12 protein-coding genes are annotated in these 11,894 nt (G+C 55.5%); 1 reads left to right on the top strand and 11 read right to left on the bottom strand.

Annotated features, from left to right (window positions below; genetic code table 11):
• Window positions 1-513: 513 nt before the first annotated feature.
• A complete protein-coding gene (locus tag B5M42_RS17385; RefSeq protein WP_134755182.1) occupies window positions 514-2,091 on the top strand; it encodes a BtrH N-terminal domain-containing protein in 1,578 nt (525 codons plus the stop codon).
• 166 nt (window positions 2,092-2,257) lie between these two features.
• Here B5M42_RS17385 and B5M42_RS17380 read toward each other — a convergent pair whose 3' ends face one another.
• From B5M42_RS17380 to B5M42_RS17330, 11 genes are all read right to left on the bottom strand, one after another.
• On the bottom strand, window positions 2,258-3,019 hold the full coding sequence (locus B5M42_RS17380; RefSeq protein WP_134755184.1) for an ABC transporter permease: 762 nt from the start codon (window positions 3,017-3,019) through the stop codon (window positions 2,258-2,260).
• Complete coding sequence (locus B5M42_RS17375) at window positions 3,016-3,783, bottom strand: ABC transporter ATP-binding protein (RefSeq protein ID WP_134755186.1); 768 nt, start codon at window positions 3,781-3,783, stop codon at window positions 3,016-3,018. The genes B5M42_RS17380 and B5M42_RS17375 overlap by 4 nt, the downstream gene beginning before the upstream one ends.
• The gene (locus tag B5M42_RS17370; RefSeq protein ID WP_134755188.1) at window positions 3,780-4,133 is read right to left on the bottom strand and encodes a DUF1048 domain-containing protein; all 354 of its coding nucleotides are present in this window, start codon (window positions 4,131-4,133) and stop codon (window positions 3,780-3,782) included. The genes B5M42_RS17375 and B5M42_RS17370 overlap by 4 nt, the downstream gene beginning before the upstream one ends.
• Window positions 4,134-4,135: 2 nt before the next feature.
• Window positions 4,136-4,507 carry a DUF1048 domain-containing protein gene (locus tag B5M42_RS17365; RefSeq protein WP_134755190.1) on the bottom strand — a complete coding sequence of 124 codons (372 nt, stop codon included), beginning with the start codon at window positions 4,505-4,507 and terminating at the stop codon, window positions 4,136-4,138.
• 2 nt (window positions 4,508-4,509) lie between these two features.
• On the bottom strand, window positions 4,510-4,833 hold the full coding sequence (locus tag B5M42_RS17360; RefSeq protein ID WP_134755191.1) for a PadR family transcriptional regulator: 324 nt from the start codon (window positions 4,831-4,833) through the stop codon (window positions 4,510-4,512).
• Between the two features lie 320 nt (window positions 4,834-5,153).
• Window positions 5,154-6,296: an ABC transporter permease gene (locus B5M42_RS17355; protein WP_134755193.1), complete on the bottom strand. Its 1,143-nt coding sequence runs from the start codon at window positions 6,294-6,296 to the stop codon at window positions 5,154-5,156.
• Between the two features lie 29 nt (window positions 6,297-6,325).
• Window positions 6,326-7,291, bottom strand: coding sequence for an ABC transporter ATP-binding protein (locus B5M42_RS17350; protein ID WP_230632980.1), 966 nt, complete (start codon window positions 7,289-7,291; stop codon window positions 6,326-6,328).
• Between the two features lie 37 nt (window positions 7,292-7,328).
• Window positions 7,329-8,099, bottom strand: a complete 771-nt coding sequence (locus B5M42_RS17345; RefSeq protein WP_134755195.1) for an ABC transporter permease subunit — start codon at window positions 8,097-8,099, stop codon at window positions 7,329-7,331.
• Window positions 8,096-8,809, bottom strand: a complete 714-nt coding sequence (locus tag B5M42_RS17340; protein ID WP_134755197.1) for an ABC transporter ATP-binding protein — start codon at window positions 8,807-8,809, stop codon at window positions 8,096-8,098. Before B5M42_RS17340 ends, B5M42_RS17345 begins: the two co-directional genes overlap by 4 nt.
• Window positions 8,806-9,213 (bottom strand): GntR family transcriptional regulator, encoded by a 408-nt coding sequence (locus B5M42_RS17335; protein ID WP_134755199.1) that lies wholly within the window; start codon window positions 9,211-9,213, stop codon window positions 8,806-8,808. The genes B5M42_RS17340 and B5M42_RS17335 overlap by 4 nt, the downstream gene beginning before the upstream one ends.
• A gap of 187 nt (window positions 9,214-9,400) precedes the next feature.
• A partial coding sequence (locus B5M42_RS17330) for a chitobiase/beta-hexosaminidase C-terminal domain-containing protein (protein ID WP_230632978.1) occupies window positions 9,401-11,894 on the bottom strand: 2,494 nt, incomplete at its 5' end.

The following is an 11,894-nucleotide window of genomic DNA, read 5'->3' as shown; positions in this document are numbered from 1 at the left end:
AAAATGACTTCGTCATCGCTGCGGCACCGGCAGATCTGTTGTTCAGGGTCCAGACGAATTGCTGTCTGAGACTCCAGGACCGCAGCCGGGCCTGCCTTCCCTTTCACTGACTGTACAAAATTATCCGCCGACTTCTTCAATAAACGCGAAACGCGATATGAAGATAAAGACTGTCAGGTTGATCTTCCGCTGTCGCCCGCTCGGCCGCTTCAGAGCCTTGTGTGCTATTCACATCGCCGGCTTCAGTACCGGAGCCCCCTATGCAAACCGTTCCGCCGATAGCCGGTGGTTCTGTACGAGGCTGGGACGCAGCGCCGTTTGAAATCCGGGTCGCAGCAGGTTCTGACAAAGCTGCAAACCCTTGTCCCACTTGGGTTGCGCCCCGCTGACGACCGAAAAATTTTCGCCGGAAAATCACGTAAAAAAATGCGGCAAGCGACAGGATAAGCCCTTGAACGTGTCGAAGTTACAAGCTGGCTTATGAATGCTCACATATAGAAAGGTGGAAGATTAATGAACGTGCTTGAGCTCGAACCCTTGAAAAGCGAAGGCGGCGACTGTTTCGACGATGTCGTGGTAACGCTGGACAACTGGTTTGGCCGCGGGTATGAGCTGATGTATGCCGATTCGCTGCGCTTTGAGTTCCAAGAGGGGGATGCGTCGCAAACCATCGGCGCCCGAATGGTCACCCGATTCCACACCCACTTGGATTTGCTGCAAAACTACCACGGCTATCGGATCGAGGTTCATTCGGAAATTAGCGCCGAGCGCGGACTGAGCATCATTCGCGAGCAATTGGCCAAAAACTGCCCCGTCGGTTTAATTAACGATTCGTTCTACAACCCGTGGGACATCAAATACCAAAACTCGCATTATTATACGCATATTATGGTTGTTGTCGGCATTGACAACGAAACGAATGATTTGCTGATTGTGGACCCTTTCTTCGAATTGAAAAACATCCGGCTGCCCTATGATCATTATGAAGCGGGCCTTGTCGCCTGCATGACGATCGAAGCCGGCGAAATGACGTACAACAGCAAAAATAAGCTGCTGGCGCATTTGCGTCAGCAGCTTGTGGAGCAGCATGAAGCGACCATGTCCGGCATTCGGGCCATGACCGAGGCGTTCCGCTCGATCCGCTTCGAAGACGAAATGGCCGGTTACACCATTTTTGCCGAGTGTCCGCTTTTTGCCAAATTCAGCATGTTGATGCACGGTCGCTACAACTATCCCAAGACGCTGGAGTACCTGGCGCTCAACTACGACATGCCGCCGCTCGCCGACATTGCCGAGGAATTCAAGGCGCTGGCGGCCAAATGGAGTACGCTGCGCGGCTTGATTATGAAAATGAGCTATATTCCGAACGCCGCGTCCGAGCCCAAGCTAATGAATAACCTGACGACCCGGCTGCAGACCATTGTCGAGCTGGAAAGCGATATCGTCAGCCGGCTCATTCCGCTGCTCGGCGAAGATGAGCAAGCGGCAGCGGCAGCGGCGGCTTTGGGCGGAAACCGCGTTCAGGAAGTCGAAGCCGACTTGCAGGTACGGCATATCACGCCAATCGATTTGCGCCAGCTATGCGATTTGCGGGGCGTCGAGAACAGCACGGACAGCGCCGATCTCGACAGCGACGGGTATTTCTTCTGTCGGGAAGGAGCCCCGGACGAGCCCGTCTTGCACGTGGGGGATATGAGCTTCGCATTCCCCGCGGTGCTGGACGACCGTCCCGACCATTTCCTTTGCTTGAGCCAAAGCGTGGAGCTGCCGCAGGATTCGTATCGCGGCCTGATGATTCTCGGCTGCTGCGACCGCGGCGGCTATGAAGACCAGGCGACGATTGAATATGCGGACGGCACCAGCGAACAGGTGACGATCGGCTTCTCCGACTGGTGGGACGGCAAAACGGTTAAAGGACAAAGCATCGCATGGAAAGCTTATCTGGGCCGCCAAGCGACCCGCAAGCTGGAGCAACGCGTTCACATGTTTGCGCGCAAAATTCCGCTGAGCGCCACCGGCCGGACAGCCGTGCGCATCGTTATGCCGATGATGCCGAGCATTCATTTGTTCGGCTTGTCGATGTGGCGCTAACCGCCCGGCGGCTCCGGTCGCGCGTCTGCGGCCTGATACGCCGCAGATGCGCGACAAACGGACGCTGATCTATAAACAACGGCAGCTTATGACACGAACCCCGTCATAAGCTGCCGTTGTTTGCTTCACGCTGCATCGCTGCAAGCAAGGAACAGTTCGCTACGTTTTACGCAGCTTTTCGCTTGTATGCGCGAACGGCAAAGCCATAGGCGATCACCATTGCGCCCAGACACCACGCGATCGCCGTCCAGATTTCACTTCCCGCAGGCTGGCCGGACCATAAGGCGCGAATCGTTTCAACAAGCGCCGTTACGGGCTGATGTTCCGCAAAGTAGCGCACGGCGGCCGGCATCGATGCGGTGGGCACGAAGGCCGAGCTGATAAACGGGAGAAAAATGAGCGGGTAGGAAAATACGCTGGCACCCTCCACCGATTTGGCCGACAGTCCGGCAATGACCGCAACCCAAGTCAGGACCAGTGTAAACAGCCCGAGCAGGCCGGCTACGGCCAGCCAGGAAAGCGGCCCCGCCGACGAGCGAAAGCCCATTAACAGGCCAACCAGCAGGATTACCCCAACAGAAAGGAGATTCGAAACGACCGAGGTCAGCACGTGCCCCCACAGCAAAGCGGAGCGCGCAATCGGCATCGTGTGAAAGCGCTCGATGAGACCCCGCTGTTTATCCTGAAACAAACGATATGCCGTATAGGAGACGCCGCTGGCGATCGCAATCAGCAAAATTCCGGGCATCAGGTAGTTAACATACGAATCCGTTCCGGCCTGGATCGCGCCGCCCAGCACGTAGACGAACAGCAGCAGCAGAGCAATCGGGGTGATGCAGACGGTGAAAATCGTATCGATGCTCCGCATGGTATGACGCATGGAGCGTCCCAGCATCACGCTGATTTCGTTAAAGAAATAAGCATTCATGCTTGCTCCTCCTCCTTGTTGCCGGTAAGGGCAAGGAAAATGTCTTCCAAGGAAAGCTGCTTGGGCACGTATTCCATCTTGGCGGGTGGAAACTGCTTTTTCAGCTCCTCCAGTGTCCCCTTGGCAATGATTGTACCCTTATGCAAAATAGCGATATGATCGGCCAACTGCTCCGCCTCTTCCAAATACTGCGTGGTCAGCAGCACCGTCGTGCCGACTTGGGCAAGCTGTCGGACCGTGTTCCACACCTCGATCCGGGCTTCGGGATCAAGCCCTGTTGTCGGCTCGTCGAGGAAGAGGAGCTGGGGGCTGCCCATCAGGCTCATGGCGATGTCCAGCCTGCGGCGCATGCCGCCTGAATAAGCGGATACCCGGCGGTTGGCAGCATCGGTCAAGCCGAAGCGCTTCAATAAATCGTCTGCTTCCTGACGCGGATGTTTGAGCCGCCGCAGCTTGGCGATCATGATCAGATTTTCCCGCCCGGTCAACATCTCGTCTACGGCGGCAAACTGCCCGGTCAAACTGATCGTTTGCCGCACGCGATCCGGCTTCGTCGCAACGTCAAAGCCGTTGACGACAGCCGTGCCTCCGTCCGCATTCAGCAGCGTGGCGAGAATCTTCACGATCGTCGTCTTGCCCGCACCGTTGGTGCCAAGCAGAGCCATGATATCGCCGCGTCGCGCTTCGAAATCCACGCCCTTGAGCACTTCGGTCGTCCGGTACGCTTTTCTCAAACCCTTCACTTGAATGGCGATGTCGTTCATTTCGTTTCATCCCCCTTACCGAATCGATGTTGCAGATCACGGTTTAATCGGTTGCGGAACGCATCCGTCCATTTGGCCGTATCGCGTATAAACTCATCGCAGAACCCGGCCACATCTTCGCCCGTCACCTCAAGAACGCGCTTTCCGTCCGCTGCGCCGGCTTCAAACAACTCGATCAGCTCCTCTTGCGTTTGCAGCATTGCGGAGCCGTCTCCGCCTGCAAAGCTCCACAGGTAGCTCTGAAGCTTCTCGAATACGAAGCGGTAATCGTCGGGCAACGCCTTCACTCTGGCCATTTGCTGCTTGTATGCCTTTTTGTCCGCCATCATCTTTTTGATCAGCTCCAGCATCGTTAGCGTCCCTCCTTCTTCAACTTGTCGGCAATGTCCTGATTCAGCTTCTCCCGCCTGCCTTCCATGCGAGCAGCCGACGCGCGCATAAATTCATCGCAAAACAGCGCGACGTCGCTGCCTGTAACCTCCAATACCTGCTTGCCCTCAGCCGCGCTGATTTCCAACAAATCGACCAGATCCGTAAATACGGTCAAATCGGTAAAAATCGTCATATCGCCGCCTGGCGCGCCAACGCTGTACATATAGCGCTGCATTTTTTGAAAGGCGAACCGATAATCGTCCGGCAGCCCCTTAACCCGTTTGCGCAACCTGTTGTAGCCGCGTTTTTGCTCCAGATCGCCAATGAGCAGTTTGATCAAGGCATTCAGCATGGTTACCGCTCCTCCTTTAGCTGATTCATCTTGGAGGCGATAAACCCCCATCTTTCCCAAAATTTCCGCAGCTCCTCGCGACCGGCATCGTTGAGCGCAAAAAACTTGCGCGGCGGGCCCATATCAGACGGCTTTTTCGTAATGTCGACCAGCTTGCTTTTCTCAAGCCGAATCAGGATCGTATACACCGTTCCCTCAACAACATCGCTGAAGCCAAGCGCGTTCAGCCGGCGCGTAATTTCATAGCCGTAGGTCTCATTCCTGCTTATAATTTCAAGGACGCAGCCCTCCAGCACGCCTTTGAGCATCTCTGTCAGGTTTTCCATCCCATCACCTCCCGCTATTCTGTATAACTGGTATCATGTATTACTTACTACCACTATAAAGTAACACAAAGTAGCAGAGCCGTCAACAGCCACACAGCAAACGCAAAAGAAAAAAGGCTACCCGGTAAATTCCGGATAACCTGATCATACGAAGGCCCCGTTTCGGCACCGCGCGCGACTCTCGGAGCGCGGTGCCGGCCGTACGGCGGCTGTCAGACCCCTGCGAGGTGGCCGTGATCGCTTGCAACCGCAAGCCGCTCCTCACGTTCATGCCATTCTTCACAGGGCCTGACCCTGAAATCGTATCTATGCTCAGACGGCTAGTTCGCCGCCGAGCGGAGAAAGGCCGGCAGCCGCACCAGCGCGACGGTCAAACCGATCAAGCCGAAGGCCAGCAATACGCCAACTCCGCCGAGGACATCGCCAATATGCGCGCCGTGGGCGATGACGTTCTGCAGCGAATGCTGCGCCCAGTATTGCGGGGTAAAGTGACCGATCGTTTGCACGACCTTGGGCAGCAAATACGATGGCACCCACAAACCGCCAACCATCGCCCCACCCATCGAAATGAGCTGCGTCACAACCATGCTTGCGCTTTCGCCCGGTACGATGAACGACAGGCCCAGGCCGATGCCCGTTCCGGCGATGCTCAAGCCCAGCACGATCAGCCCCAGTGCGGCAATGTCGCCAAGCTGCAAGCCATAGACCAGATGGCCGAAGCCAAACAAAATCACGCATTGCGCAATGACAGTCAGAATGAACGGCAGCCACATGCCGAGCAAATACGTCAGCGGCTTGATCGTTGTGCTGCGAATGCGCGACAGCAAGCCGGTTTTCTTTTCGTCAAAAAAGCGCCGGGTCATCGTAATCATAATGAAAAAGACGAACATAACCGTCATGCCGGGTACAACCTGATCGATATAATCAAAATGGTCGGACGACGTCGGCACGTCTTCAATATGAATCGGCGAGGCCAGCAAGGCAGCCGTCTCCTCTTGAGACTCGCCCTTGGCTGCAAGCGCACCGGCCAGCTTCTGCTCGCGGTATTGACCGGATACACCGGCCAAAATCGCTTTGATCGGCGCTGTAGCCGTCTGGGAAGCCGGGTCCTGATACAGCTTGATATCGGCAGGCTTGCCTTGCTTGATGGCCGATTCGAAGCCGCTGGCCACGACGAGCGCAACAGCGTATTGGCCCTGTTTGATTTTGTCCAACTGGTCGTTCAAGCTGTCCGCTGCTTCCGCTTTGACATCCATCACGCCGCCAAGCTGCTTGAGGAAGTCCTGCGAAGCCTGCGTCCGGTCCTGATCAATTACGTGCAGCGTAATATCCGGCGTATCCTCGCCGCCGCCAAACACCGAGCCAAACATGACGATAAACAAAATCGGCATCAGCAGCAGGAAAAAAAAGCTGCGTTTGTCCTTGCGTATCAACTTCAGCTCTTTGCTGATAATTGCTTTCATGTCATTCTCCCCTCTTGAACCTCGTTTTATTAATCGCGCAGCGCCGTGCCCGTCACGCTCAGGAACACGCTCTCAAGCGACGGACGAACCAGCTCCAATTGCTTGACGCCCCATTGCTGCGTTGCCGCTGTGCGGAGCAGCTCCTGCATAACCGCTTCCGGGCGCTCGGTTTCCAGCACCCAGCCCGCTCCCGATTTGCGCGCTGCGCTCACACCGGCGCATACCGGCGCTTCCGTCAAGCCGGACGCTTCGACATACACTTCCTTGCGACCGTACTGCTCCAGCAAATCGCCAAGCGGCCCGATGGCCTTCACGCTGCCTTGGTCCATAATCGCTACTATATCGCAAAGGGCCTCTACTTCCTCCATATAGTGCGTGGAGTAGATGATGGTCACCCCTTGACGGTTCAGCTCGCGAATCAGCTCAAAGATGTGATTGCGCGATTGCGGGTCGATGCCAACCGTCGGCTCGTCAAGGATCAGCAGCTTGGGACGGTGCAGCAGCGCCGCGGCAATGTTGATGCGCCGCTTCATCCCGCCGGAGAACGTTTGCACCTCGTCTTTGGCCCGGTCGAGCAGCCCGGTCCGCGTAAGCACCTCGCGAATGCGCTGCTTGAGCTCGCTGCCGCTCACGCCGTAAGCTTGACCGAAAAACTCCAGGTTGTCATACGCGCTCAGCTTTTCGTACAGCGTAATTTCTTGCGGCACGTAGCCGATATGGCGGGAAACGGCGTCGGCATCGTTCGTAATCTCGCGGCCCAGCAGCTTGACGGTGCCGCCGTCGGCTTTGACGATGCCGGTCAAAATTTTCATCGTGGTCGATTTGCCCGCGCCGTTGGGGCCGAGGAAGCCGAAGCAGCTTCCCTCGCGAAGTGAAAAGGTCACGTTGTCGAGCGCCTGCTTTTTGCCGTAAGCCTTGCGCAGCGCGCTCACCTCCAGCAATGGTGCGGCTGCTCCTGCAGCGGCCGGTTGCTTCATCTCTTTGGTTCCGTTCATGGAGTGGTCCCCCTTGGATTCATTTTTTTTAAGAAATTTAGAAGGAAAGCTTTTTATCGAATAAATAAGCGATTAATCCCAGCACCAGCCCGGTCACGAGCCAGCCTGCCACAATGAGCGCACCCATTTCCCACGGATAGGGCAATAGCTCCATCGAGCCGCTGCTAACCTGATCAACGATGCCCTTGATGCCAAAGCCGTTGAAATTTTGATAAAACAAGCTGCAGCCGCCCATAAATAGAAACCAGAGCAGCGGTGAAATCGGTCGCGCCTTCGTATATTGCGACGCAGCAATCAGCATGCCCAGCGCCAGCAGCAGCGGGCAGAACCCGGCAAGCGGCAGGAGCCAATTCAAGCCGATGATCATAAAGCCGCCGACATTCGCCAGCGAATAGCCGCTGATGCCCAGCGCGATCCCCGTTGCCAGCACGGTCCCGACGATATACACAGCAGCCAGCGCAGCCAGCGTCAGCAGCGTCGACGACACCCACTTGGCCGCGACCAGCAAGCTGCGCCGATACGGCAGCGTCAGCCACCAGCCCTGCGTTTCGTTATCCCACTCGCGTTTGATGCTGTTGACTCCAAACATCATCGCTATATAGGGTATTCCCAGCGTGGCATACCATATATAGGGCAAATTCAGCTCGTTATGCAAAGCAAAGTATAAAGCTGCAACCAGTCCGGCCGTTGCCAGCACGACAAAATACACCATCCACCATTTGCGCGCAACCTGAGAGCCCTTGCGCCGATTGCCCTTCATCGCCATTTCGTGGCGCACCAGCGACCAAAACACCGAAGACGGCTTCATCGCGACCACTCCTTCCGGTACAGCTTGCGAAATACATCGTGCAGCGAGCCGTGTTGCGCCCGCAGGTCATCCATTTCACCGGACCAGAGAACGCGTCCCTTATTCATCATCACGGCGAAGTCGAACAATCCCTCCACCTCCTGGATATCATGAGTGCTGATCAGTATCGATTGCTCGCGTTCCTCCAAAAAATCAATCATGCCCGATACGATCGCTTCGCGCGAGATCACATCAATGCCGGCAAACGGTTCGTCAAGCACAATCAGCGGCACCGTTCGCGCCAGACACATAATGAGCAGCACGCGCGCTTCCTGTCCGCGGCTCATGCCGCCGACCTTCATCTCGGGATCGATGTCCATGAAGTCGGCCAGCCGTTCCGCGGCGCTTACATCGAAGCCGGGTAGCAACGACGCGCCCCATTCGAACGCCTGCTGCACCGTGCGGCTCGGGTACCAGCGGGCCCGGTCCGGCAAATAGGCGATGTTGGCGTTGGTGCGCCAGCCGGGCGCTTGACCGGATATGAGCAGTTCACCGGAATCGGGCTGGACCAGGCCGGTCATGGCCCGGAACAAGGTCGATTTGCCGCAGCCGTTGGGGCCGAGGATGCCGACGATACGTCCAGCCGGGATGTCTACCGTGAAATCGTCCAGCGCGCTTTTTTTACCGTAACGCTTCGTCACTTGCTTGCAGCTTAGCAACGGTGTCGTCATGCCTCTCGTCCCCCTTTCATGTCGGCCGACCGGCCGTCTATATACGCTTGGATATCGTTCCAGCTCACGCCAAGACTGTCCATTTGCGCCAGAAAAGCTTCAATATATTGGGCAGCCAGATCGGTACGGAACGCCTGCACGCGTTCCGGCGACGAGGTAACGTAAGTGCCTTGTCCGCGGCGCTTCTCCGTCAATCCATCGCGTTCGAGCTCCTGATAGGCGCGCATCACCGTATTCGGATTCATTCTGAGCTCCTGGGCCAATTCTCTGACGGAAGGCATCTTGTCTCCCAAGCCAATCTCTCCTTTCGCTATCGCGCTTCGTACCTGATCGAGTATTTGTTCATATAAAGGTTGACTGAAATCGATCTGGAATCGCAAGGCGCCAACCCGTTGATCGTCCATTGGCGTTCCTCCTGATCATCTGTTATTTTCGTATTAAGTGTATTATATCACTTAATACACATAAGTCAATAAAAAAAGAACCCCTAAGGGTTCCAACATGAGAAAAGGCCGCCTTGCCGAATTTGCTTCGGAAGACGGCCCCCACATTTTGACGCGCTTATGACGGGATCTTCAGGCCATTCTAAGCTTACCAGCCCACCGTGATCGTTAAGGTTTGCGGCTTCGTATAGTGCAGCAGGCTACTCCATTCAAATACGTCATCATAACAGAAGCCGTATGCGTAGCCGCCAATGCCATGATCGTGCCAGAACTTCGCATAGTAGTTGGCAGGACCTGTTTGATAATACGCCTGCACATTACCCCATTGATTTGTATCCAGCGCCACATGACGGTTGATCGCTGCGCAGAGCTGGGCTTCAATCGCTTTTTCAAGAATCGTGCCTTTGTCAAAATTCCCCTTGCCTTCGAGCACTTCCGGCGTAGTCGGTTTGAACACCTTGGCCGTACCGTTATTGAAGACGAACGTATCGCCCTGAACGCGGCCGGTGATTTGGCCAAACCACGGATGGAAGAAGTTCAGATCATGGGTTCTGTAATAATCCCAAACTTCATCAATGTATTGATCGAAGTAATGGATGTACGGACCCTCGTAAGGACCATTGAGGCCGTACATGGTGTCAAAGCCTCCCTTGCCCGGTGCAACAATGCGGTATGGAGCCTGGATCAGCGTTTTGAATTCGGCCGGCACCTCTTGCTCGAAAGCGGCAAAAATCTCGGCGCGAGTTCCCACATCGCCTACGGTTTTGTCATAAACGTCAAAGTCGCCCGGAGCTTTGTCAAATCCGCCTTGGCCCGTTAATCTCATGGTGATCGGGAAGCCAAAGCCGTCTACCCTTGTTGTGTTGCCCCAATATTCGCCGTTCAAAATCGTAAATTCAGAGAATTCAAAGTATACATCGCGATTCGGATCGGTGGAATTGTTCAAGTCCGGTCCGGCAAAGCCCATATCTCCCAGATCGTTCATATTAATGGTGATATACACAGGGGAGCCGTAGCTGATGTACATGCGTCCGGATTCAATGTTCGGCATCTTCACCCAGCTTTTTTCCGCTAGGGTATGGAAAATGTTCGCGGCTTTGCGCCCTTTGATATCAATCGTGTTATCGCCCAGGGAAGCATTCTGGCAGGCGCCGTTGGTATCGACATAGCAAAGCTTGTGCGTGTCCGGATTATAGCCGATGATCAGCCAGTACACCTGAGCGTCGGAATACGCGCCATTGGAGCCGTTCTGCAATTGGAAGATCATGCCATCCCAATTCGAGCCGATGATGAACGATGCGTTCGCTACATTGGAAGCGGTCATTCCCGCTTTTACAGCTATCGCCTTAATATTCGTCGTCGCCGAAATCGTAAGCGGGCCTGCATATACTTGCGACTGCGTCGTCGGCGTGCTGCCGTTCGTGGTGTAATAAATCGTCGCGCCGCTCGTAGCTGTCGAAATCGTAACCGTCTGCGCCGCGGCAAACGTACCGCCCGGCGAGCTGAAAACCGGCATCTCTACTTGATTGTCAATAAAATTGTAGCTTTCGCTGCTGACGCCCGAATTGTACATTCCCGACTTGGTCGCAATCGCTTTAATCGTTTTTGACGATGTCAGGACAAACGGTCCGGTATATTTTTTCGAGTTTTCCGTCGGGGTGCTGCCGTCCTCCGTATAGTAAATCACAGCACCGCTCGTTGCTGAAGTGAGGGTCACCTGCTGAGGAGCAGAAAACGAGCCGCCCGGTGGATTGATCATCGGGTTTTTGGCATTGCCTTTCACCGTATAGTTGAAAACGGCTGTGTCCAGACCGCCAACCGCTTTATTGTAAGTAAAGGAATAGGCAAGCACATCCCCGGTCGCCAAGGAAGCAACCTCTTGCTCGAAACGTCCTTTGCCGCTGTTGTAGGTCATGCTGCCGTTCAGCATCGGGCCGTTATTGAGCTTATAGTGGCTGTCCACCCATGTCGAGCTCACATTGGACTGGAACCAAATCGTGGCTGTCGTCCCGTTCTCATCAACGCCTTGAGCGTAGTCGCCGCAGTTATTCAGCGTATAGGCGGCGCTGGCACTGTCGGAATTGGTCATACCCGCTTTGACGGCAATCGCTTTGATCGTCGATGCGGCACAGGTGAGAGAAACCGGCCCCGTATACTTCGTCGAAGCCACCGTTGGCGCACTGCCGTCCGTGGTGTAATAAATATCCGCGCCGCTCGTGGACGTGGAAATCGTCACAGCCAACGGACTGCTGTAAGCCCCGCTTGCACCCGGCGAGAAGACTGGAGTCGCGACTTTATTGACCGTCGCTTGGATCGTATAGGCAGCGCTGGCTACCGCCGACGGGTTCATGCCGGCTTTGACGGCAATCGCTTTGACCGTAGCGGACTGCGAAAGCGCGAAACCGCTTGTGTACTTCGTCGAGGATGTTGTCGGCGCGCTGCCGTCGGTCGTGTAGTAAATGTCCGCGCCGCTTGTCGCTGTGGAAATCGTCACTGTGACGGCGCTCGTATACGTCGCGCTAGGGTCCGGCGAGAACGTTGGCGTCGCTACGCTGGCTTGACTGCCTACTGTGTAGCTGTACCAGGCCGTGTCGGCTGCCGCTCCGTTGAAATACGTAAAGCTGTAGTTAATCACATTGCCC

The sequence above is a fragment of the Paenibacillus athensensis genome, from assembly GCF_004514475.2.
Classification (GTDB): Bacteria; Bacillota; Bacilli; order Paenibacillales; family NBRC-103111; genus Paenibacillus_AL; species Paenibacillus_AL athensensis.
Note: the sequence above shows the minus strand (reverse complement) of the source record. Positions and strands in the feature narration are given on the sequence as shown.